General features: G+C 42.0%; 24 protein-coding genes. 13 read left to right on the top strand and 11 right to left on the bottom strand.

Features of this window, described 5'->3' with window-relative positions:
* Window positions 1–44: 44 nt before the first annotated feature.
* Window positions 45–443 (top strand): transposase, encoded by a 399-nt coding sequence (locus tag LV92_RS03845; RefSeq protein ID WP_111622349.1) that lies wholly within the window; start codon window positions 45–47, stop codon window positions 441–443.
* 8 nt (window positions 444–451) lie between these two features.
* Window positions 452–1288: an IS3 family transposase gene (locus LV92_RS03850; RefSeq protein WP_111622350.1), complete on the top strand. Its 837-nt coding sequence runs from the start codon at window positions 452–454 to the stop codon at window positions 1286–1288.
* A gap of 94 nt (window positions 1289–1382) precedes the next feature.
* On the opposite strand, the gene LV92_RS03855 is transcribed toward LV92_RS03850, so the two are convergent.
* Entirely contained in the window at window positions 1383–1856 is a 474-nt protein-coding gene (locus LV92_RS03855; RefSeq protein ID WP_111622351.1) for a TspO/MBR family protein, read from the bottom strand.
* A gap of 94 nt (window positions 1857–1950) precedes the next feature.
* Here LV92_RS03855 and LV92_RS03860 point away from each other — a divergent pair, with 94 nt between their 5' ends.
* From LV92_RS03860 to LV92_RS03910, 11 genes are all read left to right on the top strand, one after another.
* On the top strand, window positions 1951–3033 hold the full coding sequence (locus LV92_RS03860) for a diphosphomevalonate/mevalonate 3,5-bisphosphate decarboxylase family protein (protein ID WP_111622352.1): 1083 nt from the start codon (window positions 1951–1953) through the stop codon (window positions 3031–3033).
* A gap of 117 nt (window positions 3034–3150) precedes the next feature.
* Window positions 3151–4089 carry a mevalonate kinase family protein gene (locus LV92_RS03865; protein WP_111622353.1) on the top strand — a complete coding sequence of 313 codons (939 nt, stop codon included), beginning with the start codon at window positions 3151–3153 and terminating at the stop codon, window positions 4087–4089.
* 11 nt (window positions 4090–4100) lie between these two features.
* Entirely contained in the window at window positions 4101–5006 is a 906-nt protein-coding gene (locus LV92_RS03870) for a geranylgeranylglycerol-phosphate geranylgeranyltransferase (protein WP_111622354.1), read from the top strand.
* A gap of 74 nt (window positions 5007–5080) precedes the next feature.
* Window positions 5081–5923: a pseudouridine synthase gene (locus LV92_RS03875; protein ID WP_111622355.1), complete on the top strand. Its 843-nt coding sequence runs from the start codon at window positions 5081–5083 to the stop codon at window positions 5921–5923.
* A 149-nt stretch (window positions 5924–6072) separates the two neighbouring features.
* Complete coding sequence (locus tag LV92_RS03880) at window positions 6073–6291, top strand: hypothetical protein (protein WP_111622356.1); 219 nt, start codon at window positions 6073–6075, stop codon at window positions 6289–6291.
* A 546-nt stretch (window positions 6292–6837) separates the two neighbouring features.
* Window positions 6838–7305, top strand: a complete 468-nt coding sequence (locus LV92_RS03885; protein ID WP_245946250.1) for a GNAT family N-acetyltransferase — start codon at window positions 6838–6840, stop codon at window positions 7303–7305.
* Between the two features lie 5 nt (window positions 7306–7310).
* Window positions 7311–8723: a BNR-4 repeat-containing protein gene (locus LV92_RS03890; protein WP_111622358.1), complete on the top strand. Its 1413-nt coding sequence runs from the start codon at window positions 7311–7313 to the stop codon at window positions 8721–8723.
* A gap of 26 nt (window positions 8724–8749) precedes the next feature.
* On the top strand, window positions 8750–9724 hold the full coding sequence (locus LV92_RS03895; protein ID WP_111622359.1) for an NAD(P)-dependent alcohol dehydrogenase: 975 nt from the start codon (window positions 8750–8752) through the stop codon (window positions 9722–9724).
* Window positions 9725–9734: 10 nt separating this feature from the next.
* Entirely contained in the window at window positions 9735–10271 is a 537-nt protein-coding gene (locus LV92_RS03900) for a Crp/Fnr family transcriptional regulator (protein WP_111622360.1), read from the top strand.
* A gap of 57 nt (window positions 10272–10328) precedes the next feature.
* Window positions 10329–10889 carry a DinB family protein gene (locus tag LV92_RS03905; protein WP_111622946.1) on the top strand — a complete coding sequence of 187 codons (561 nt, stop codon included), beginning with the start codon at window positions 10329–10331 and terminating at the stop codon, window positions 10887–10889.
* A 648-nt stretch (window positions 10890–11537) separates the two neighbouring features.
* Window positions 11538–12113 carry a DJ-1/PfpI family protein gene (locus LV92_RS03910; protein ID WP_111622361.1) on the top strand — a complete coding sequence of 192 codons (576 nt, stop codon included), beginning with the start codon at window positions 11538–11540 and terminating at the stop codon, window positions 12111–12113.
* Between the two features lie 538 nt (window positions 12114–12651).
* Here LV92_RS03910 and argH read toward each other — a convergent pair.
* The 10 genes from argH to argG all read right to left on the bottom strand — a co-directional run bounded on the left by argH (window position 12652) and on the right by argG (window position 23521).
* Window positions 12652–13932, bottom strand: a complete 1281-nt coding sequence (gene argH, locus LV92_RS03915; RefSeq protein ID WP_111622362.1) for an argininosuccinate lyase — start codon at window positions 13930–13932, stop codon at window positions 12652–12654.
* A 329-nt stretch (window positions 13933–14261) separates the two neighbouring features.
* A complete protein-coding gene (locus tag LV92_RS03920) occupies window positions 14262–15329 on the bottom strand; it encodes a M20 family metallo-hydrolase (protein ID WP_111622363.1) in 1068 nt (355 codons plus the stop codon).
* A 2-nt stretch (window positions 15330–15331) separates the two neighbouring features.
* On the bottom strand, window positions 15332–16111 hold the full coding sequence (argB, locus tag LV92_RS03925) for an acetylglutamate kinase (RefSeq protein WP_111622947.1): 780 nt from the start codon (window positions 16109–16111) through the stop codon (window positions 15332–15334).
* 219 nt (window positions 16112–16330) lie between these two features.
* Window positions 16331–17275, bottom strand: a complete 945-nt coding sequence (locus LV92_RS03930) for a Rossmann-fold NAD(P)-binding domain-containing protein (protein WP_111622364.1) — start codon at window positions 17273–17275, stop codon at window positions 16331–16333.
* Between the two features lie 4 nt (window positions 17276–17279).
* Entirely contained in the window at window positions 17280–18041 is a 762-nt protein-coding gene (gene proB / locus LV92_RS03935) for a glutamate 5-kinase (RefSeq protein ID WP_111622365.1), read from the bottom strand.
* A gap of 37 nt (window positions 18042–18078) precedes the next feature.
* Window positions 18079–19275: a glutamate-5-semialdehyde dehydrogenase gene (locus LV92_RS03940; RefSeq protein WP_111622366.1), complete on the bottom strand. Its 1197-nt coding sequence runs from the start codon at window positions 19273–19275 to the stop codon at window positions 18079–18081.
* Window positions 19272–20399, bottom strand: coding sequence for an aspartate aminotransferase family protein (locus tag LV92_RS03945; RefSeq protein ID WP_111622367.1), 1128 nt, complete (start codon window positions 20397–20399; stop codon window positions 19272–19274). Before LV92_RS03945 ends, LV92_RS03940 begins: the two co-directional genes overlap by 4 nt.
* A 59-nt stretch (window positions 20400–20458) precedes the next feature.
* Window positions 20459–21253, bottom strand: coding sequence for a pyrroline-5-carboxylate reductase (gene proC / locus LV92_RS03950; RefSeq protein WP_111622368.1), 795 nt, complete (start codon window positions 21251–21253; stop codon window positions 20459–20461).
* A 110-nt stretch (window positions 21254–21363) separates the two neighbouring features.
* Window positions 21364–22338 (bottom strand): N-acetyl-gamma-glutamyl-phosphate reductase, encoded by a 975-nt coding sequence (gene argC, locus LV92_RS03955; protein ID WP_111622369.1) that lies wholly within the window; start codon window positions 22336–22338, stop codon window positions 21364–21366.
* Window positions 22331–23521, bottom strand: a complete 1191-nt coding sequence (argG, locus tag LV92_RS03960; protein WP_111622370.1) for an argininosuccinate synthase — start codon at window positions 23519–23521, stop codon at window positions 22331–22333. Before argG ends, argC begins: the two co-directional genes overlap by 8 nt.
* Between the last annotated feature and the right edge of the window lie 18 nt (window positions 23522–23539).

Here is a 23539-nt window from a genome sequence, read left to right on the forward strand (position 1 = left end):
TGTACGTCCCTGATATAGGTTGACCACTTAAAGAGTGGAAAACTATGAAAGCAAACATACGGAGTATCCGCAAACAGCGTAAATACTCGGAAGAATTCAAAAGACGTCTTGTTTCGGATTTCGAGAAAGGCAAGTTCAGTGTTCCCCAACTGGAGAAACTGCATGGGGTCCCCCACGCAACAATTTATCGGTGGATCTATAAATTCTCTATCTTTAATGAAAGTGGATTTAGAGTTATCGAGATGAAGGACAGTAGCAACAAAAAGATGAAGGAGCTGGAAGCCCGCGTAAAAGAGCTGGAGCGTACAGTGGGCCGTAAGCAGATCATGATCGATTATCTGGAGAAGATGATGGAGATCGCCAAGGACGAACTCGATATCGACATCAAAAAAAACTTCGGCACCCCACAATCAACTGGTTCCGGGAAAACAAACAAAAAGTGAGTTTTTCCATGAACGATCTGTACAAGGAAGCCGGCCTGAGCAAACAGGCCGTCCTTCAGTACGGCGCACGGCAGAAGATCTTTGACGAGAAGGTCCGCCAGATGGTCCTCGAGGCGGATGAGCTCCGGGAAGACCATCCAGGTTGTGGGGTGGAGAAAATGTACCATACCCTTAGGCCCGATTTTATAGGAAGGGACAGGTTCGTGGAACTGATGATGGAACTGGGATATAGGTTGAAGCGCAAAAAGAACTATAGAAGGACGACCATTGCCTCCAAGATATATTATCCCAACCTTATCAAAGGTATGGAGGTGGACCGCCCATCGATGGTCTGGCAATCCGATATTACGTACATCCCAATTGGTGGCAAGCACTATTACGCCGTTTTCATAATCGATGTCTATACCAAGAAGATCGTAGGACACAAGGTCTCCGACAATATGAGGGCACAGGCAAATATGGATGCACTGAACAGGGCACTTAACGAGAATGCCGCTCCTATGTACCACCACAGCGACAGGGGAAGCCAATATACCTACAAAGGTTATATAGGCCTTCTCAAGAAAAACGGAAGCAGGATAAGCATGGCGCTATCGGCCCAGGACAATGCCTATGCGGAGCGCATAAACAGGACCATAAAAGAAGAGTACCTGGACCACTGGAAACCAAAGGACTTTGGACAGTTAAAAAGAATGACGGCCAAAGCTGTAAAGAATTACAACAGTAAAAGATTACATAATAACAATAATAGAATGAGCCCTGAAAAGTTCATAGGCCAATTTCCTTTGTTGAGGCCTCAACAAAGGAAATTGATGACTATTTTTGACAATCAATTAGTAAATTAAATCGGTCAACTCTAATCAGGGATGTTCATAAAAAGAACAATCATCTATTTGGAATTTTAATCTACCCCACACCATATATAGCAAGGCAAAAAGGTTAATTCAATTCCCAAATCTTATAATTAAGAGCCGTAGCAAAACATACCCAAAGTAGGTAAGGAATCAATAGTAAGGCGGCAGTATTGCTCACCACTTTAAACCATTTAATGGTAAAGATCAAAAGCACCAATAATGCCAATATAACCAGTAAGGCAGCGAAAGGATTCTTAAATCCAAAGAAAATTATACTCCAAAGCGCATTGAACAGCAACTGTATCCCGAAATGGTATAGGGCCGTTTTTACCCAAATATGATAAAACCCTTTGGCCCAAACAATTCCAGCGGCCACTCCCATCATTATATAGAGCACGGTCCAGACCGGAGCAAAAATCCAATTGGGCGGGTTAAAACTTGGCTTATTCAATTCCAAATACCAATCATTTACCGAAGATTGCGTGGCAAAACTGGATAAAAAGCCAATGGTTAAACATACGGTTACCGAAATTGCGATATAGGTAAGTTGCTTTTTCAAGGATTGGTTGTTTACGCCCTAAATTAACAATTTATTTTAACAGGATCTACAGTAAAACTACTTAAAAGCTATCTTTGCACAAATTGTTTCCAATATGACCGATAAAGACTTTATCCCTTCCACTTATACCACAGACAAAACGGAAGGAAAAGTTACTTATAAATCGCCCAGTAATATCGCCTTGGTAAAATACTGGGGGAAAAAGGAACATCAGATTCCCGCCAACCCATCCATCAGCTTTACCCTGGATACCTGTGCTACCACTACAACGGTCAGCTATAAAAAATTAAATAATAAGGCATCCGACTTTTCTTTTGACCTACTTTTCGATGGTAGGTCCAAAGAAGATTTTAAACCCAAAATAAGCACATTTCTTAAACGGACGGAAAAATATTTGCCATTTTTAAAGTCCTATCATTTTACCATAGAAACTTCCAATTCCTTTCCCCACAGCAGCGGTATAGCCTCTTCGGCCAGTGGAATGTCTGCCTTGGCACTGTGCCTCATGGAACTGGAAAGGGAACTAAACCCCAATATGGATAGCGCTTTTTTTAAAAGAAAGGCTTCTTTTTTGGCACGTTTGGGATCTGGGAGTGCCTGCCGGAGTATTGAAGGGAACCTAATGCAATGGGGGGCACAGAAGGACACCCAGGAGAGTTCCGATCTATACGCCATTAAATATCCCTACAAGGTAAACCCTATTTTTAATAACTATCAGGATTCCATCCTTTTGGTGGACAAAGGATCCAAACAAGTGAGCAGTAGTCTTGGCCATGATTTAATGCATGATCATCCCTTTGCGGAACAACGGTTCGACCAAGCGCATAAAAATCTGACCAAATTAAAAAGGATTTTTGAAGAGGGCGATTTGTTGGAATTTATCAAAATTGTAGAAAGTGAAGCCCTCACCCTACACGCCATGATGATGACAAGTATGCCGTATTTTATATTGATGAAACCCAATACCTTGGAAATTATCAATAAAATATGGGCCTTTAGGGAATCGTCCAAAACCCATGTTTGTTTTACCCTGGATGCAGGGGCCAACGTGCATGTGCTATATCCTGAAAACGAAAAGGAAAAAGTTTATCAATTTATTAATAATGAGTTGGTTGCATATTGTGAAAACGGGCAGTATATTTGCGATCAAATTGGAAATGGAGCAGAAAAGCTGTAATTTTCATATGAAAAATGAATAATTAATAGTCAGATATTACGTTAGTTATTCAATCATATTGATTTTTATTTTAATGCCCTTGCAAGAGTTTAAATTATTTATGTTTATCTTAAAGAAATGAAAGGACCGTTATTTTACTCTAAAATTCTACTTTTTGGGGAATATGGAATCATTAAGGATTCCAAAGGACTTTCCATACCCTATAATTTTTTTAAAGGGGCACTAAAATCTAAAAATAAGGATTCTGAGGCGGCTAAGAAGTCGAACGCCAGCCTTAAGGCCTTTGCGGAATATTTGAAAGACCTGCAGAAGAAAGACCATAAATTGGTGACTTTTGATCTGGAGGCCTTAAATAAGGATGTAGCTAACGGTATGTATTTTGACAGTTCCATTCCACAAGGATATGGCGTTGGTAGTAGTGGTGCCCTGGTGGCGGCTATTTACGATAAATATGCTATCGAAAAAATTACCGTTTTAGAGAATCTTACCCGGGAAAAATTATTAAAATTGAAGACTATTTTTGGAAAAATGGAATCGTTTTTCCACGGTAAATCTTCAGGCCTTGACCCTCTGAACAGCTATTTAAGCCTGCCTATTCTAATAAATTCCCAGGACAATATAGAATCTACCAGCATTCCATCACAAAACTTGGATGGCAAGGGGGCCGTATTCCTGTTGGATAGTGGAAGTACGGGTGAAACCGCGCCTATGGTACACTTGTTTATGGAACAAATGAAACATGAAGGATTCCGGGCCATGCTAAAGGATCAGTTTATTAAACATACGGATGCCTGCGTGGAGGATTTTATAAATGGGAACGTAAAATCGCTCTTCGGGAACTTAAAGCAGTTGTCGCATGTGGTACTAGACAATTTTAAGCCTATGATACCCGTGGAATTCCATAAACTATGGAAACAGGGAATAGACACAAACGACTATTATTTAAAACTATGTGGTTCCGGTGGCGGAGGTTACATTTTAGGATTTACCGAAGACATCAACAAAGCCAAAAAAGCCCTGAAGGGCTATAATTTAGAAGTGGTATACAACTTCTAACCTTCTCCTTTATGCTTAGTAGAAAAAACAAGCTCTTGCTATTAAAGTTTCTGAGCCTGTTTTCTGTGGTCAGAGGATACAACATTCTTATGATCATTTTGGCTCAGTACCTAGCCTCCATATATATTTTAGCTCCCCATTTACCCTTGCGTAAGGTAGTTTTTGATGGCAACCTGTTCGTTATTGTGCTCAGTTCGGCCTTGGTAATAGCAGCAGGATATATCATCAACAATTTCTACGATGCGGAAAAAGACCTGATCAACAAACCTAGAAAGAGTATGCTGGATCGCCTGGTAAGCCAACGTACCAAGCTCACCACTTATTTTGTATTGAATTTTCTTTCTGTATTTTTTGCCAGCTATGTATCCTTTAAGGCAGTTGTATTCTTTTCTGCCTATATTTTTGGCATATGGTTCTATTCCCACAAATTAAAGAAAGTTCCTTTTTTGGGCAATTTCGTTTCCGCCACTCTGGCCATTGCTCCATTTTTTGCTGTTTTTGTGTACTACAAGAACTTTGACACTGTAATTTTTGTGCATGCCCTTTTTCTTTTCCTATTGATTTTGGCCAGGGAAATGATCAAAGACCTGGAAAATATGGCCGGGGATATGGCCCAGAACTACAAGACCATCCCCATCCTGTACGGGGCAAAATTCTCGAAGATCTGCATCTCCATTTTGATTGGCCTAACACTGCTTCCCGCCTTTCTTTTGATAGAATATTTTGATGTAGGCTATATGTACCTCTATTTTATAGGTTGCATTTTTTTGCTTTTTGGATTTTTGATCCTTTTGGTAAAATCCAACAGCAAAAAACACTACGTATGGCTGCACAACATCCTAAAGCTGATCATCATACTGGGAGTGTTCAGTATTTTATTGATCAATGTTGATCTGGTATTGAACAGAATTCTCTAAGAATCACTAATAACCGCTACAATAGCTTATACATACCATTTCCTTTGCTACCTTTGCAATAAATTACAGTATATATGAGTAGGTCAGATTCCAACAACGACAAAAAAGCATCAGGAAGACAAGGGGGCACTTTTAGAAAAAAGAGCCATGCAAGGGGCAACGCCCCAATAAGAAAGAAAACGGAAGCAAAACCACCATCCGATCCCAATGTAATGCGTTTAAATCGTTATGTGGCCAACTCTGGTGTTTGTTCGCGTAGAGATGCAGACATCTATATCTCTGCCGGAAACATCACCGTAAATGGTAAGCCAATTACGGAAATGGGCTACAAGGTAAAACTGACCGATGAAGTAAAATTTGATGGCCGTTTGCTAAATCCAGAGAAAAAGGAATACGTACTGCTTAACAAACCCAAGGATTTTGTTACCTCACCAAAGGATGAGCACGGAAAAAGAACTGTAGCCTCCCTAATTTCCAATGCCTCCAAATCCAAACTTTCTGTTGTTGGGAGAATGGACAAGAACACTACCGGACTTTTGTTGTTTACCAATGATGGGGAAATGACGAAGCGACTTACAAAACCGAAAAACGGACTTCGCAAAATATACCACGTAGAGCTGAACAAAAACTTAAGGGGCGAGGACCTTATTAAGATCAAGGAAGGCATTTCTATAGAGGACAGCGTGGTTCGGGTAGATGATGTAAGTTTTATTGAAAACGCCCCTAAGCGCGAGGTAGGCATAGAACTCAAGAGCACACGTAACAAAATTGTACGTCGTATTTTTGAAGAATTGGAATACGAGGTCGTAAAATTGGATAGGGTGGTCTATGCCGGACTAACCAAAAAAGATCTTCCCCGTGGGCACTGGAGACATCTTACACCTCAGGAAGTCATTAATTTGGGGATGATAAAATAACCCCTAATAAATATTTTCCTTATAGCCATTATTCGATTTCATTTATTGAAGGTAAATTCCATATCACCCAGTTGGAAAGTATATTTTGTTGTTAACATTATTATAGCGTACGTAGATTTTTGTTGATCTTTAACATTAAATAACCAACTATGAATACTAAAAAAGTAATAGGAATACTTCTAATTATTGGCGGCATAGCCCTAGGGTATTTAGGCTTTAATAAAATAGATAATAGCGGGGCCTCTATAAAGGTGTTGGATATAGAACTCGATGTTTCCGATAAAGGGAGCAAACAACAAGGATATATCTATTTGGGATTAGGTATACTTTTGGTTGCTGGGGGTGTCTATACTGTGAATAAGAAATAACACCTTGGAATCATTATAGCTCAAATAATTAAAGTTGACAGGGCCTTACAAGATATAGGTCAGTAATTGAATCAAATACATTTGCTAATTCCATAAAGGCATTGAATTTGATTTCAGAATAGTTTACCCAGAAAAAATAACCGCAATATTTTCCACTCCTGATACGCGAAGTGAACTTGGCTAGAAACCATGGTACATCTTGTAAGAAATCTATCCTTTTGGAAACAACGCTCTACCCGACAAATTTTTGTCATTGCGAGCCTGTCTAGCCGTCAGGCAGGTGAAACGCGGCAATCTGTTTAAAGGATGGAATTGCTTTGCTACGACTGCAACTCACACTGTCGGTTATGGGCACTTTTCACTGTACACTTACCACTGAATTCTGTTCACTTATTACTGTTCACTCATTACTGTTCACTGAACACTCGATATTGTTTATTGTTGATTGCTAATTGTTCATTGCCCAAAGTTGAACCTTGAACCAATAATGGATAAAAAGGAATTGCTATATTAGGCTATTATATAGGCGTTTTAATCCTCAAAGCGGTGTCCTCTAAAGAAACAATGATCGAAAAAATAGACCATTCCGAAATTTCCAATGCAGAAAAAATTCACGCGATTTTTCAAGTATCCTATCGCATTGAGGCCGAATTATTGGGTGTTACGGATTTTCCTCCTTTAAAAAGAAGCATTGTAGATTTTCTAAATAGCGACACCCTTTTCTATGTCCTCTGGAAGGAGGGTATTTTGGCCGCTGCAGTTGAAATAGACCTACTTGAAAACACGCTTGATATCTGTAGCCTGGTAGTACATCCTAAATATTTTAGGCAGGGAATAGCCCAAAAAATATTACTGTTCCTTGAAAACTATGATGATTCCGCGACCCTTATTGTGGAAACTGGTTGGGCCAATGCACCGGCAATAGCTTTATACAAGAAGTTTGGTTTTCATGAGACAAGTCAATATATAAATACCGGCGGCATCAAAAAAACATGCTTTAGCAAAACAAAATAGAGAAAATGACAGGTATTAAAACTCGAACAAACTTTAACTTATTGACCTTGATTATTGCTATTTCTTTTGTTGGAAATGCCATCGGCCAGAGTTTGACCAACACCAAGATTAACGGCTATAGGGGCATTTGGTTCGAATTAGATCAGAAGTACGAGTATGGGGACAAATACTCCGGGGCATTGGGGACCTATACCGCAAAGCACGTGCCTTTGGCCATTTATGCTCCCGAAGTTGATAAAACCTTCTTTGTCTATGGGGGTACTCCCTCAGAAGACCTACGCTACCTACTCTGCATGATCGGGGAGTTTGACCATAAAACGGAAATGGTTTCCAAACCCACTGTAGTCTATGATAAAAATGGGGTAAACGACCCCCATGACAACCCTTCCATGCTAATCGATCATGCCGGGTATATTTGGGTATTTATCAGTGGAAGGGGTACCACACGACCAGGTTTCAAATACAAAAGCACAATGCCATATTCCATAAAGGAATTTGTGCAGATTACTGAGGAGGAAATGACCTACCCACAACCTAGGTACACCGATTTTGGCTTTTTTCATTTTTTTACAAAATATACAGGGGTACGCCAACTCTATTTCGAGACCAGTAAAGATGGAATCAACTGGACGGATGATACCTTGCTTGCCGCTATCCCGGAAAAAGAAGGGGAAAAGTCCGGTCACTATCAAGTCAGCGATATTTATAATGGTAAGCTTTTGGGCACCTTCTTCAATAGGCACCCCATTGGAAATGTGGATAAAAGAACCGACCTATATTATATACAGTCAATCGACTTTGGCTCTACCTGGACCACCGTCAATGGTATAGAAACACCTCTTCCGGTGGTGGACATGGACAGTCCGGCAAAAGCAGTAGACTACGCATCCCTAGAAAAAAATGTGTACCTAAAAGATATGGGCTTTACAGCGGAAGGTCATCCCGCCTGCCTGTATATAAGAAGCAACGGACATGAACCGGGTCCAAAAAGTGCCCCTTACGAATGGTGTATTACCAAATGGAACGGTGAGCAATGGCAAACTACTGTGGTAACCACATCCGACCATAATTATGATATGGGGAGTCTCTTTATTGGGGAGGATGATTGGAAAATTGTTGGGCCCACGGAAAAAGGTGCCCAAGATTGGGGCGTTGGTGGGGAATTGGCTCTATGGCAGTCCCAAGACCAAGGGGAAAATTGGAAAAAGATCAAAGTTTTAACGGAGCATAGTGCCTTGAGCCATTCCTATGTGCGAAGACCAGTAAATTATAAAGCGCCGTTTTCCTTTTTCTGGGCAGATGGACATTCGCACCAACCCAGTAAGTCCGAACTCTATTTCGGCAATTTTGAGGGCGAGATATGGAAAATGCCCTATAATATTACCGAAGAATATGAAATGCCAATTAGGGTCAAATGATTAACTTAGGACATCAATAGAACCAAATGAAAGCTATAATATGTGAAGCCTATGGCCTTCCCGAAAAGGTGGTTAAAATAACCGAACGGCCAACACCCTCACCCAAGGACAATGAGGTCCTAATAAAAATCCATGCAACGGCCGTGAACGACTACGACTGGAGTCTGGTTCTGGGCAAGCCCTATTTGATCCGTTTAATGTTCGGCCTGCTTAAGCCCAAACATGGACTTTTGGGAATGGAATTGTCGGGTACCATTGTGGCCATGGGTGCAAAGGCAACAAAATTTAAAATTGGGGATGCAGTTATGGGAGACACCTCGGAATACGGCTTTGGCACCTTTGCAGAATATATCAGCATCAACGAAAAGGCGGTGATCCAGAAACCCCAAGCTCTAAGTTTTGAAGAAGCCGCAGCCATTCCACATGCCTCCTGCCTGGCATTACAAGCCTTAAGGGACATAGGACAAATAAAAGAAGGCCAAAAAATTCTAATCAACGGCGGTGGCGGTGGCGTGGGAACCATTGGTCTGCAACTGGCCAAACTTTATAATTGTGAGGTAACAGGAGTAGATTCCCAAGAAAAATTGGCCATGATGACATCACTCGGTTATAACCATGTAATCGACTATAAAAAAGTAAATTTTACCAAAGCGGGGGAAACGTACGACCTCATCCTGGATTGTAAAACCAACAAAGCGGCCCTCTCCTACCTCAAAGCTCTAAAACCTAATGGAGCGTATGTGACCATTGGCGGCAAATTGTCCGGTTTATTAAAAGTACTGCTGTGGGGCAAGTTTGCACCCCTATTCTCCTCCAAAAAATTAAAGGTATTGGCCCTAAAGACCAATATTGGTTTGGATTACATTATAGAGCTACTGACACAACATAAAATCCAATGCCAGATAGATGGCCCTTATCCCCTGGAAGATGCGGGACGATTGATCCAGTATTTTGGAGACGCAAAGCATAAGGGAAAAATAGTAATGACCACCAATCCATAATCCCTAAAAAATGACTCCAATTACCGACCTCGTTGAGAGCATAGAACGCAAAGGGTTATGGACCAATGTCTTGGAATTGGATAGGAACCAGTTTCTAAAGGTAAAGGGCAGTAAGGACACCAACCTCTATTGGGTGGTTCAGGGAAGTTTAAGAATTTATGTGGTGGAGGAAAATGAGGAACACACCATTAGGTTTGGCTATACCCATAATTTTATTACTGCTCTGGATTCCTTTCTGGATGAAAAACCTTCCGATCTCTATATACAGGCACTAAAAAAAACCACCGTTAAAGTCATTGACAAGGCCACTTTCATGGATTTTATGAAATCGTCCCCAGAAAATACTTCCATCTGGCAACTAATGCTGGAGCAATTGGTATTGCAGCAAATGGAAAGGGAGCGGGATATTTTAACCGTGTCTCCCTTGGAAAGATATATGAGGGTACTGAAGCGCTCTCCCCAACTCTTTCAGGAAATACCCCACAAATACATAGCTTCCTATTTACGAATGACCCCTGAAACGCTTTCCAGGATTAAAAAATCTTGATTTCGATCAATGTTTTAGAGCTTTAAAATGCCAAAATTTGCCATAAAAAATAAAGACATGCTTTCTAAGGATTTATTGCAGGATTTATTGGAGCGTACCCAAGAAAACAAAAACAAGGCAGAGGGCTTTACACACTTGCCTTTGGAAATTTTGAATTGGAAATCCTCCCCTGATAGTTGGAGTATTTTGGAATGCCTGGAACACTTAAACCGCTATGGGGATTTTTATATTCCTGAAATTGAAAAGCGGATAACAACTTCCCAACAGAGGCCTGCAGAAACTTTCAAAAGCGGATGGCTGGGCGACTATTTTGCCAAAACCATGCTTCCCAGGGAAAAGCTGAACAAAATGAAAACATTTAAGTCCATGGACCCCGTAGGCAGTAAGCTGAACATGGACACCCTTAAAAAATTTCTGAGCCAACAACAGGCCATCCTCAACCTATTAGACAAATCCAAAGAGGTAGACCTTACCAAGACCAAAACGGGCATTTCCATTTCAAAATGGATCAAGCTTAGATTGGGCGATACCTTTAGGGTGGTCATCTACCACAATCAGCGCCACATGGCCCAAGCGGAAAGGGTATTACAAGAGGCTGGTAGGCTGTCAGCGGTTTAGCCAGAAAGTATGTAGGTTTCGCCTTATAGTCTTTAACCATAACTATCGTGACGCTCTACCTGACCTTTTAAGGTAATAGCGAGAATACCTAGCCGGTAGACAGGCCTGCCTACCGGCAGGTAGGCATAGCGCGGCAATCAGTTTTTGACTGACGTGATTGCTTTTGGTGAAGTTGATCATCCTGCCTTGAAGCCCTCCCCCTAGCCCCCTCCCAAGGAGGGGGAATTTGATCCATGCAGTGCAAAGTCTACTGACGTGGCACAAATCCAAAGGAAGGTGCTGTTGCTGTGTCAACTCAACTTTCAACTTGGAACCTTGAACTTGAAACTTCCAACTCTGAACTTTGAACTTTGAACTTTGAACTTTGAACTTTGAACTTTAGTTACACCAACCCTGTAATGCCAACAAAACAACAAAAGTGTATTAAAAGAAGGTTAATTTTTAAAAGGACCTTCTGCATTAAATGATTCAAAAACAACGTATTACATCCTACTCCCAACGCGCATCTAAAATAACTGGGCCTCAAGCAAACCAAATATTTACTAACTTGAAGGGTAAATATTAAGAACAGGGCCACCGGCCTTCCTCCTTAATAGCTTTAATACCCACAATACAGCGCAAATAATTTTTTAACCCTAAATAATAACAATGAAAAAAGTATTGTTTTTAACTGGAGATTTCACTGAAGATTATGAAACCATGGTCCCATTTCAAATGCTGGAAATGGTAGGATACACCGTACATACCGTTTGTCCGGACAAGAAAAAGGGGGACATAGTAAAAACGGCCATACACGATTTTGAAGGCGACCAGACCTATACGGAAAAACCGGGTCATAATTTTGCCCTGAACTACAGCTTTGCAGATGTAAAGGTGTCCGACTATGATGGTTTGGTGATTGCCGGAGGAAGGGCGCCAGAATATTTACGATTGAACAAAAAAGTGCTCGAAATAGTACAGCACTTTTTCACCACCAACAAACCTGTCGCCGCCATCTGCCATGGCATTCAAATTTTGACCGCCGCAGGTGTTGTAAAGGGAAGAAAGCTCACCGCCTATCCAGCCGTGGGGCCGGAAGTGACCCTGGCGGGCGGGGAATTTCAATCCATTCCCGTAGATGGGGCCTTTGTAGATGGCAACTTGGTTACCTCCCCAGCCTGGCCGGCACATCCTAGTTTTATAAGGGAATTTTTAAAAGTAATGGGTGCCACGATCCAATTGTAAAGAATATAAAAAATAGCGACCTAGGTCCAACGGATTTAGGACCTGTCATACGCCGAATATCCAATAGGCCCACTTAATAAGTGGGCCTATTGGATTTAAGAAAATGAGTGTACAACATCCCTCTCAACACATTTATTTATAAGGAAACAATGAAGAAAATAGTGTTTGTGGCTTCAATCCCTTCCGTCTTCTCCTGCGATGGTCCGAGAAACCACCTTGTCCCACGCTGGCGCGAGCATCATGCTCGTGCCTTTACCAAAGTCCCTAGGCTCGAGTAATCAGAACCCTCCGTCTTCTCCTACGTCGAAGCCACCTCCCTTCGCACTACGACTCCGCTGAGTACAGGCCTAAAGGGAGGAGCTCTTAATTTTATGTATTAGTTTGTAAATCAACTGCTCACTGACCAGTGAAAACTGTTCACTTTTTACTGTTCATCGTCTACTTCTCGATACAATTTTATTTCATTTCACTTCATAAAATCACTCGAAGTGACGGACTTTAACCCTCTGTTCACTGTAAACTGTTTACTGATTGCTGATCAGGAAATCTTGTCCATTTTCTTTCTAATCTCTGCCAAGCAAAGATTACCAAAACTACCTTCATGGGTGTGCCTTATGTCCCTTTTGGGGGTAAAGGTGCCCTCGTTGATTTCCTTGCCCATTTTCTTATAGGCATCACGGAAAGGTGTGCCGCTCAATACCAGTTCATTCAAGGTATCCACACTAAACAGATAATCGTATTTGGGATCGTCCAGGATATTTTCATTTACCCGTATTTCCTTTAAACTAAAGGTCATTATTTCCAAACAGGCCTTTAGGTCCTGTATGGCTGGTACTATCACCTCTTTTACCAATTGAAGGTCCCTGTGATAACCACTGGGCAGGTTGTTGGTGATCAGGATCAATTGGTTGGGCACTGTTTGAAGTCGGTTACACTTACCGCGCACCAATTCAAACACATCCGGGTTCTTCTTATGGGGCATAATACTGGAACCTGTAGTAAGCTCATCCGGGAAGGAGACAAAATTAAAATTCTGGCTCATATACAGACAGATGTCCATCGCCATCTTGGATAGCGTGGCAGCAATACTGCTCATGCCAAAGGCTGCTGCCTTTTCTACCTTGCCACGGCCCATTTGTGCGGCTACCACATTGTATTTCATGGTTTCAAAGCCCATTTCCTCAGTGGTAAAACTACGGTCTATAGGGAAGGAACTTCCATAACCTGCAGCACTACCCAAGGGATTTTGGTCGGCTACCTTAAAGGCGGCATCCACAAAGTAAAGATCGTCCACCAAACTTTCGGCATAGGCGGAGAACCAAAGTCCAAAGGAAGAGGGCATAGCCACCTGTAAATGGGTATAGCCAGGCAACATCACTTTCTTATGCTTGTCCGCCAAATTTAAAAGGAGGTGGAACAAATCCTTGGTCTGGTCCTTTATTTCCGTTAACTCATTCTTTAGGTACAAATGCATGGCCACCAAAACCTGATCGTTTCTGGAACGGGCGGTGTGAATCTTTTTACCGGCATCTCCCAACCTTAGGGTGAGCAGAAATTCAATTTTGGAATGCATGTCCTCAAAACTGTCCTCAATAGTAAAAGTGCCATTTTCTATGGTCTTGGCTATATTGTCCAACTCATGTACCAGGGAATCGGTTTCTTTAAGGGTCAACAGACCAATTTTACCCAGCATTTTTGCATGTGCCTTGGAGGCGATTACGTCGTATTTTGCCAAAAGCAAATCCAGTTCCCTATCATTGCCCACCGTGAAATGGTCTATTTTTTTGTCGGTGCTAAATCCTTTGTCCCAAAGTTTCATTTGTCGTTTTTATTTGTTTTTTTAAAGGTCAAATGTAATTCGCCATCAATCTTACCTCCCAATTAAATAGATCTGTGTTGGCTCATTTCATCTATTTTTCAATTATCAATTAACAATTAGCAATAAACAATGCTTGTGTTAACGGGTTAATTTATACTATTTATCTTTTAATGTTTCTAATAAGTCAAATATAGTTTGTCTTTAAACTCTCTCTTAGATTAGGAAGTTCGTTTTGGCTCGGTTCATTTGATAATACTTTTTGTTTTTTAACTGTCAATAGCAATGATCAAATCAACATTGTTTATTGATTACTGATCATTGTTTATTGTTTATTGTTTCAGGAAGCCTTGTAAAATTTGAATATACAAATCTATTCCTTCTTCTATTTCCGCTACATAAATAAATTCGTCCGCAGAGTGACTACGGGTGCTATCGCCAGGTCCCAATTTTAAGGACTGACAATATAAGGCCGCCTGATCCGAAAGGGTAGGCGAACCATAGCTGCTTCTGCCCAAGGCCAAGCCCGACTTTACCAACGGATGTTCCTTATTGATGGAAGAAGAGTTTAAGCGCAACGAACGGGGCTTTACCTCACAAGGGGCTTCGGCAGTAAGTATGTCCGCTATTTCCTTGTTGGAGTAACAGTCGTTTACCCGCACATCTATCACCAAATCCACATGGCCGGGCACAACATTGTGCTGGTTACCGGCACTTATCTGGGTTACCGTAAGCTTTACCTCCCCCAGCACTTCCGATACCTTGGGAAACTTATAGTCCTTAAACCACTGCAGTACTTCTATGGTATTGTAAATGGCATTATTATCGTTGGGGTGGGCAGCATGGGATGGTGTTCCACTTACCTTGCCTTCAAACACCACCAAACCTTTTTCTGCAATAGCCAAATTCATCAAGGTGGGTTCCCCTACTATAGCCACATCTATTTTTGGAAGGATCAGCAACATACTGTTAAGTCCGTTAGGACCGGAACTTTCCTCTTCCGCAGAGGCCACGAGCACTATATTATGGCTTAGGTTTTCCTGAGCGTAAAAATGGGTAAAGGTAGCGATAAGGGATACCAGGCACCCCCCGGCATCGTTACTGCCCAGTCCAAATAATTTTCCGTCCTCAATATGTGGATGAAAGGGATCTTTGGTATAGGCCGAATTGGGTTTTACCGTATCGTGATGCGAATTGAGCAGCAGCAAAGGCTTGCTCTCATCATAGTATTTGTTAAAGGCATATACATTGTTCTTCTCCCTTTTAAAAGGGATGTCGAAATGTGTAAACCATGCCTCAATGGCATCTGCCGTCTTATCTTCTTCGGAGGAAAACGACTGAATTGAAATCAATTTCTGTAACAACTCAATAGCTTTTTCCGTAAGTTTTTGTTGATCCATGTTTATAAGGTAATTGTGGTAAATAAGGTAGCATTAGGGTTTAACATATCCAAATCCCCAATACAGACCTTGCCCACATTTTTATGAAGCGCATGAAAGCAATTTTCCAATTTTGGCAGCATGCCACCTACTATAATCTTCTTTTCTAATAATTCTTGGTAATTCCTAGGCTCCAGGTGTTTTACCACAGAGGTTTCGTTCGAAATATCCAGCAACACCCCTTTCTTCTCAAAGCAATAGTAGAGGGTGGTGTCATAGTTCCCGCTCATCCCAATGGCCACTTCCGAAGCAATGGTATCGGCATTGGTGTTCAGCAATTGCCCTTCCTTGTTATGGGTAATGGCGCAAAACACCGGAACAAAGTCGGCCTGCAACAATTTATCTATAGCCGCTGCATTTACTTCCTCCACATCCCCCGCAAACCCGTAGTCAATTTCCCGTACCGGTCTTTTTACGGCGCGGATGGTATTGCCATCAGCACCGCTAAGGCCTATGGCGTTGGTACCCCTAGCCTGCAGTTGTGCCACAATATTCTTATTGGCCAATCCGCCGTAGACCATGGTGATTACTTTTAGTCCCTCTTCATCGGTAATACGTCTCCCTCCTACCAATTTGGATTCTATCCCCAATTTTTCCGCGATTTGGGTGGCTAGTTTGCCACCACCGTGTACCAATATTTTAGGGCCTTCCATAGCTGCAAAGGAATCCAGGAATTTGTTGAGTTCGGTTTCGTTCTCAATTACGTTCCCGCCAATTTTTATTATAGATAGTTTTTGTTTCATGTCTTTTTTTACTTCCCGCTTGGGGCACTTGATCGTTTTGTCCTTAGTTTGGGGTTTCAATCCCTTCCGTCTTCTCCTCCTATCGTCAGAGAAGCCACCTTCCCTTACTAAGTGAAGGAGCCCCTTATTTTCGTCATTCACTGTTCACTACCACGTATACTGTTTACTGTAAACTACCAACTGAATACTGTTCACTGTTTACTGTTCACTGCATACTCCCTACCCCTTCAAACTCTCCAGCAACTTCTTCAACACGATCTGAGCGGAATAGGTTCTATTGTTGGCCTGTTGGATTACCAAGGAATTGGGACCGTCCAAGACCTCATCGGCTACAACTACATTGCGTCTTACGGGCAGACAGTGCATAAACTTGGCCTTGCCCAATTTTTTATTGGTCATGGTCCACTTTTTATCCTGGTTCATCACCTTCCCATAATCCTGGTAACTGCTCCAGTTTTTAACATAGACAAAATCGGCATCTTCCAAAGCCTTGTCCTGATCGTATTCTATTTTGGCACCCTTGGTTACCTCCGGATTTAAATCGTATCCTTTGGGATGGGTAATTACAAAATCGGCCTCCTGCAAATGCATCATTTCCACAAAAGAATTGGCCACCGCATGCGGCAACGCCTTTGGGTGGGGTGCCCAGGACAAGACTACTTTAGGTCTTTTCTTGATATTGTTTTCTGCCAAGGTAATGGCATCTGCCAAAGCCTGTAGCGGATGGCCTACAGAGCTTTCCATATTCACCACCGGTATCCCCGCATATTTTTTAAAGCCGTTCATGACCAATTCTGCCTCGTCCTTTTCTTTATCGGTCAAGGAGGCAAAGGCCCTAATAGCTACTATATCACAATATTGCGCCACTACCTGGGCCGCTTCTTTGATGTGTTCTGAGGTGCCCTGATCCATAATGGTACCATCGCCATATTCCAATGCCCATCCTTCACTTCCAAAATTCATTACTATAACCTCCATCCCCAAGTTCAATGCCGCTTTTTGCGTGCTTAAACGGGTTCTAAGGCTGTTGTTGAAGAATAATAAACATACGGCCTTGGCATCTCCCAAGGCTTTGTATTGAAGCGGATTCGCCTTTAATGATCTAGCTTCTTCTACCCATTGTGGTAGGGAATCGATATCTTTTAAGGATAAATAGTGTTGCATTTCTTTATTTTATGGTTGTAAAAGCGGTTTTGTTTTCTAGGGCATCGATAATAAAATTGTCCTTTAGGCCATTTACGATCCAGGTCTCCACATTTGCCTGTCTGGCAATATTGGCAGCCTCTATCTTGGATTCCATTCCCCCGGTACCATGGGAAGATTTAGAACTGCTGACCTCCTTTTGCAGATCGGCCAAGTTGCTCACCAAACGAATGGTTTCCGGCTTCTTATTAATGAAGGATTCCTTGGTATAAATGCCATCGGTATTGGTAGCAATGATCAAGAGATCTACCTTCATCAAGGCAGCCGTTAATGCAGCCAATTTATCATTGTCCCCAAACTTGATCTCATCGGTAGCTACCGTATCGTTTTCGTTGATAATAGGGATAAAATTATTGGCCACCAGTACGTTGATGGTATTGCAGATATTTTCTTTGGACACTTCCCTTTCAAAGTCGGAATAGGACAATAGACATTGGGAGGTAAACAATCCCAACTCCCTGAAATTCTCTTGGAAAATTCGCATTAAATGGGGTTGACCTATAGATGCCAGGGCCTGTTTAACAGTGATTTCCTGTCCGTTGTGTTCCAATTTCACGAACTGCTTGGCTGCGGCAATGGCCCCGGAACTTACTATGATGAATTCGTAACTATCCTTTAGTTTCGCGATCTGCCTGCCAATATCCTCGATTTTTCCCCGAGAAATATGGTCCGTTTCCTTGGTAAGGGTATTGGATCCTATTTTTAATAATATTCTTTTCTTCTGCATGCTCTTTTTTTTAAGACCTATTGTTTAGGTCTGGCTACTACCTTATTTGTCCATCGCCCTTTACGTACCATTTGTTGGTCACCAAATGCTGTAGGCCTATGGGCCCCCTTTGATGCAATTTGTCCGTGCTGATGGCCAATTCCCCTCCCAGTCCAAATTGTCCGCCATCCGTAAAACGGGTGGATACATTATGGTAAACTGCGGCGGAATCCACCGAATTCATAAAAAGGTCGGCCTCTTGTTCCTCTTCGGTAACGATTACCGCCGAATGTCCGCCGCCATAGGTATTTATTTTTTCAATGGCTTGTTCAGTGCTATCCACTTCCCCAATAAGGATCTTGTAATCCAAAAATTCTTCAAACCAAATGTTCTCTTCAGTAATTTCTGAAGTACCCTCGGTATTGGCGAGGCTGCTATCGACCAATATCTCGACTTTCTTCGCCTTTAATTCGCTGATCAAATCTTTTATAAAAGCTTCTTTGTTGGGCAAATCGCTATTTATCAACACCTTGTCCAAGGCATTACAGGCTGATATCTTTGTGGTCTTGCCATTTAGGATAATGGACATAGCCTTTTTAAGGTCCGCCTTAGGATGTACGTATAGGAAGTTATTACCCCGTCCACTGACGATTACGGGACAGGTAGCGTGCTTTTTGGTAAAGGCAATCAACTTTTCCCCTCCTCTTGGCACGATCAGGTCTAGCTTTTGGGTTGGTTTTTCCAAAAAAGCCTGGGTCTGCTCCCGATTGAATTCCAAGTAGGTTACCCAATCCTTGGAAATACCGTGTTGCTCCAGGGATTTATGCCAAAAATTCACCAATACCAAATTGCTTTGAAGTGATTCCTTTCCGCCCTTCAGCAAAATTTTATTGCCCGATTTAAAGGCAATGGCTGCTGCTTCTATGGTAACATCGGGTCTAGATTCATAAATGATCAGGACCGTACCAAAAGGCGCCGTTTTATTGCTAACGTGCATCCCATTTTCATGGGTAAAATTAAATCGCTCCAAGCCCAAGGGATCTTCCTGTCCTGCCAGCTGTTGTAAGGATAGGATCATGCCATCAATTTTGGCATCATCTACCTTGAGTCGGTCATACATGGCCAAATCATCTCCCTTATAGGCCTCCAGGTCTTTTTTATTGACCTCAAGGATGGTATTTCTTTCCCCATCTATCAGCTGTGCCATGGTACTGAGCACCTCATTTCGTTGGGATATGTCTAAATACAAACTCATGCCAATTCCTTTTTTAGGGCATCAAAAAACTGATCCAAATTTTCTTTGGTAATATTCAATGCCGGCAATACCCTCAATACATGTTTATCACTGGCACCTCCAGTGAACATAAATTGGTTGTGGATGAGTTTCTTGCGTAGCTCCGCCACTTCAAAATCAAATTCCAATCCCAACATCAGTCCCATTCCCTTTACTCTTTTTACCTGTGGAATATCGGCTGCTTTTTCCTTGAAGTATTCAAAGAGATTGGCGGCATTTTCTATTAAGTTTTCTTTTTCGATGACTTCCAATACGGCCAATCCTGCGGCACAGGCCAAATGATTGCCCCCAAATGTGGTTCCCAACATCCCGTAGGAAGCCTTGATGCTTTCATGGATCAAGACCCCTCCAATGGGAAATCCGTTCCCCATTCCCTTGGCTACGGTAATAATATCCGGTTTGATGCCGTAGTGTTGGAAGGCAAAGAACTTACCACTTCGTCCATAACCACATTGCACCTCGTCCGCAATTAGCAAAGCCCCATTTTCCTTAGAAAGTTCGGCTATATTTTGATAAAAATCCTGGGACGGTTGATCTAGACCCCCCACCCCTTGAATGGTCTCTATAATTACACAACAGACATCTCCTTTGGAAATCTCATTTTTAAAAGCGTCCAAATCCTCGAAGGGAAGTATGGTTACCTTTTGTTGCTTGTTGATGGGTGCATTTATTTTTTCGTTGTCCGTGGCGGCCACGGCAGCAGAGGTTCTCCCGTGGAATCCGTGTTTAAAGGCAATTACACGTGATTTTCCAGTTTGGAACGATGCCAACTTTAAAGCATTTTCGTTGGCCTCTGCCCCAGAATTGCACAGGAACAGATTGTAATCTTCACAGCCAGAAAGTTCTCCCAGTTTATGTGCCAAGGCTTCCTGAACGGGATTCTGGATGGCATTGCTGTAAAAACCGATCTTGTCCAACTGCTCCTTTAATCTCTGTACATAATGCGGATGGGAATGTCCTATGGAAATTACGGCGTGTCCACCATAAAAATCCAAATACTCCTGGCCTTTGTCATCGGTAACAACGATACCCTTGGCGGAAACGGGAGTAACGTTATATAATGGGTATACATCAAATAATTCCATCTTCTATATTGTATTATTAACCTCCCTTGTATAATAACCTTGCAGATATAAGGTAGAGGTTATCCTTTTTTTATTTCGTTTATCTTGTCAAATGAGGCCACTATTCCCCTGATCAGGGAGGAGCTTAATCCTTGGTGTTCCATTTCGTTCAATCCGGAAATGGTACATCCCCTTGGAGTAGTTACCTTATCTATTTCATTTTCTGGGTGACTGTCAGATTCTATCAACAAACTAGCTGCCCCATTACAGGTATGCATGGCCAATTCCTGTGCTTCCTTGGCATCGAATCCCAATTGAATGGCCCCCTGTGTGGTAGCCCGTATCAATCGCATCCAAAACGCAATTCCACTGGCACAAATAACGGTAGCGGCCTGCATCTGGTCTTCCGGAATTTGCATGGAATGCCCCATACGGTTAAAAATGGCCTTGGCCAGGTCTACCCTCTTGGCGCCCTTCTCGTTACTACAGATACAGGTCATGGATTTCCCCACGGAAATAGCGGTATTGGGCATGGCACGAATAATATAGTGATCCGGTCCTATAACTTCTTCCATTCTGGCAATACTAAAACCGGTAATGGTAGAAATAATAACATGCTTGTCTGTAAGAATGTCCTTTACCTCCCCCAAAATCTTTACAAATTGCCCGGGCTGTACCGCAAAAATAAGGATGTCCGATTTGGCCACTGCTTCCCAATTATCCGTAGTGGTGGTAACAATTCCATATTTTTCAATTTCCTTAAGCCCACTAAGATTTCTCTTGGTAAGGACCATGGAAGTGGCCCCATTAGTGCTCAAAATGCCCTTGGCGATGGAAAGACCTAAATTACCTGCTCCAATAATGGCTATTTTCATTCCTTGATTGTTATTTGTTTCATTCCCTAAACCTAGAGAAATCAGTGATTGGTTAATTTGTTTTTTGGTCGGTTTTAATATTGTTTATATGCCCTCAAAGGCCAACAACATTAAAATACCCCTGCTTTTAATTGCAGCCCTTCCGTTTCTTTAAATCCGAATATCAAGTTCATATTCTGCACTGCCTGCCCTGAAGCCCCTTTCAACAAATTGTCTATGGCCGAGGTAATCAAGAGGGTATTGTTGTGCTTGTGCAAATGAATATGACATTGGTTGGTATTCACCACCTGTTTTAGGTTGATATCCTCTTCCGTAACCTGGGTAAAGGCGGCATCCTTATAAAAATCCTTGTACAATTTATAAGCCTCTTCCAAACTCCCATCAAACTCGGTATAGGCCGTAGCTAAAATCCCCCTGGTAAAATTTCCCCTGTTCGGCAGGAAGAAAATTTCACCAGTATTTTCCTGAAGGCTGTGGAGACTTTCATTAATTTCCCCTAAGTGCTGATGGGTAAATGGCTTGTACCAGGATACATTGTTGTTCCTCCAGCTAAAATGTGAGGTAGCCGAAAGGCTTACCCCAGCCCCTGTACTTCCGGTAACGGCATTGACGTGCACCGGCTTATCCAATTTATGTGCCTTTGCCAAGGGTAAAAGCGCCAATTGGATTGCTGTGGCAAAACAACCTGGGTTGGCAATATAATTTGCCTTTTTAATTTCTTCCTTTTTCAGTTCGGGCAAGCCGTAAACAAAAGTTTTTCCGTCTAGAACGGCATCGGCCTCCAACCTAAAATCATTGCTTAAATCTATGATTTTGGTGTCTTTGGAGAACTCGTTTTCCTTTAGAAAACTGGTGGAGTTCCCATGCCCAAGACATAGAAATACCACGTCTACATCCTTATTGACCTCCCCAGTAAATACCAGGTCGGTTACCCCCAACAAATCAGGGTGGGCCGTGGTAATTTTTTTACCCGCCCTAGTGGTACTAAAAACAAAATCTATAGTTGCATTTGGATGGTTCAGGAGAATTCTGATAAGTTCCCCTCCAGTATACCCTGAACCACCTATAATTCCTGCCTTAATCATTATTGTGATTTACGTGATTGTATATTTTTCCCGAATTGGAAAGTATTTTTATAAAACCTTTGGCATCATCTGCAGACCATCCTTTGTTCATCTCACCGTAACTACCAAAGGAGGCGTTCATAAGATCGTGCGGAGAGGATATTCCGTCCAATTCAAAACGATATGGGTGCAGGCTTACAAAGACATCCCCACTTACGTTCTTCTGGGTATCGGTCAAAAATGCTTCAATATTTCGCATAACCTCATCTAAATAATTTCCTTCGTGCAACAACATGCCATAAAAATTACCTTGCATTTCCTTTTGGTACTGTTGCCATTTGGTCAAGGTGTGTTTTTCCAACAAATGGTGGGCCTTGATAATGATCAAGGAAGCAGGAGCTTCAAACCCGACCCTACCTTTTATGCCAATAATGGTATCCCCAACGTGGATATCCCTACCAATGGCGTATTTGGAAGCGATGGCCTCCAATTTTACGATGTTGTTCACGGGGGTATCGTTATCCCCATCCAACGCAATTAATTCCCCCTTATGGAAAGTAAGTTTCAACTGTGTTGGTTCTGTTTTTTGCAGTTGGCTTGGATAGGCAGAATCCGGTAAGGACTTGTGTGAGGTAAGAGTTTCCTCACCCCCTACTGAAGTTCCCCACAAACCTCTATTGATAGAGTATTTTGCCTTTTCCCATGGGTAATCTACCCCATTCTGCTTCAAATATTCAATTTCTACCTCCCTTGCCAATTTATTATCCCGTATTGGGGTAATAATTTCGATCTCCGGTGCAATGATCTGGAAGATCATATCAAACCTAACCTGATCGTTCCCAGCTCCCGTACTACCGTGGGCAATATATTTGGCACCAACTTTTTTGGCGTAATTTACAATTTCAATGGCCTGAACAATTCGCTCTGCACTAACTGATAAGGGATAGGTATTGTTCTTTAATACGTTTCCGAAAATCAAGTACTTTACTACCTTTTCGTAAAAAGTGTTTACAGCATCTATAGAAGTGTACGAAGTGGCCCCCAATTCCAAGGCCTTTTTATGAATGCTCTCTATTTCTTCCTTTGAAAACCCACCTGTATTTACACTTACGGCATGTACTTCAAACCCTTGATCCTTTGATAAATACTTGGCACAATAGGAAGTATCCAAACCACCACTATATGCTAAAACTAATTTCTTCATGCTAAACTATTATTATTT

Source organism: Arenibacter echinorum (genome assembly GCF_003259375.1).
Lineage (GTDB): Bacteria > Bacteroidota > Bacteroidia > Flavobacteriales > Flavobacteriaceae > Arenibacter > Arenibacter echinorum.

Bases quoted from the DNA above. Each gene is read 5' to 3' on its own strand.
- LV92_RS03845 (WP_111622349.1), top strand. From the start codon at position 45: ATGAAAGCAAACATACGGAGTATCCGCAAACAGCGTAAATACTCGGAA.
- LV92_RS03850 (WP_111622350.1), top strand. From the start codon at position 452: ATGAACGATCTGTACAAGGAAGCCGGCCTGAGCAAACAGGCCGTCCTT.
- LV92_RS03860 (WP_111622352.1), top strand. From the start codon at position 1,951: ATGACCGATAAAGACTTTATCCCTTCCACTTATACCACAGACAAAACG.
- LV92_RS03865 (WP_111622353.1), top strand. From the start codon at position 3,151: ATGAAAGGACCGTTATTTTACTCTAAAATTCTACTTTTTGGGGAATAT.
- LV92_RS03870 (WP_111622354.1), top strand. From the start codon at position 4,101: ATGCTTAGTAGAAAAAACAAGCTCTTGCTATTAAAGTTTCTGAGCCTG.
- LV92_RS03875 (WP_111622355.1), top strand. From the start codon at position 5,081: ATGAGTAGGTCAGATTCCAACAACGACAAAAAAGCATCAGGAAGACAA.
- LV92_RS03880 (WP_111622356.1), top strand. From the start codon at position 6,073: ATGAATACTAAAAAAGTAATAGGAATACTTCTAATTATTGGCGGCATA.
- LV92_RS03890 (WP_111622358.1), top strand. From the start codon at position 7,311: ATGACAGGTATTAAAACTCGAACAAACTTTAACTTATTGACCTTGATT.
- LV92_RS03895 (WP_111622359.1), top strand. From the start codon at position 8,750: ATGAAAGCTATAATATGTGAAGCCTATGGCCTTCCCGAAAAGGTGGTT.
- LV92_RS03900 (WP_111622360.1), top strand. From the start codon at position 9,735: ATGACTCCAATTACCGACCTCGTTGAGAGCATAGAACGCAAAGGGTTA.
- LV92_RS03905 (WP_111622946.1), top strand. From the start codon at position 10,329: ATGCTTTCTAAGGATTTATTGCAGGATTTATTGGAGCGTACCCAAGAA.
- LV92_RS03910 (WP_111622361.1), top strand. From the start codon at position 11,538: ATGAAAAAAGTATTGTTTTTAACTGGAGATTTCACTGAAGATTATGAA.
- argH (WP_111622362.1), bottom strand. From the start codon at position 13,932: ATGAAACTTTGGGACAAAGGATTTAGCACCGACAAAAAAATAGACCAT.
- LV92_RS03920 (WP_111622363.1), bottom strand. From the start codon at position 15,329: ATGGATCAACAAAAACTTACGGAAAAAGCTATTGAGTTGTTACAGAAA.
- argB (WP_111622947.1), bottom strand. From the start codon at position 16,111: ATGAAACAAAAACTATCTATAATAAAAATTGGCGGGAACGTAATTGAG.
- LV92_RS03930 (WP_111622364.1), bottom strand. From the start codon at position 17,275: ATGCAACACTATTTATCCTTAAAAGATATCGATTCCCTACCACAATGG.
- proB (WP_111622365.1), bottom strand. From the start codon at position 18,041: ATGCAGAAGAAAAGAATATTATTAAAAATAGGATCCAATACCCTTACC.
- LV92_RS03940 (WP_111622366.1), bottom strand. From the start codon at position 19,275: ATGAGTTTGTATTTAGACATATCCCAACGAAATGAGGTGCTCAGTACC.
- LV92_RS03945 (WP_111622367.1), bottom strand. From the start codon at position 20,399: ATGGAATTATTTGATGTATACCCATTATATAACGTTACTCCCGTTTCC.
- proC (WP_111622368.1), bottom strand. From the start codon at position 21,253: ATGAAAATAGCCATTATTGGAGCAGGTAATTTAGGTCTTTCCATCGCC.
- argC (WP_111622369.1), bottom strand. From the start codon at position 22,338: ATGATTAAGGCAGGAATTATAGGTGGTTCAGGGTATACTGGAGGGGAA.
- argG (WP_111622370.1), bottom strand. From the start codon at position 23,521: ATGAAGAAATTAGTTTTAGCATATAGTGGTGGTTTGGATACTTCCTAT.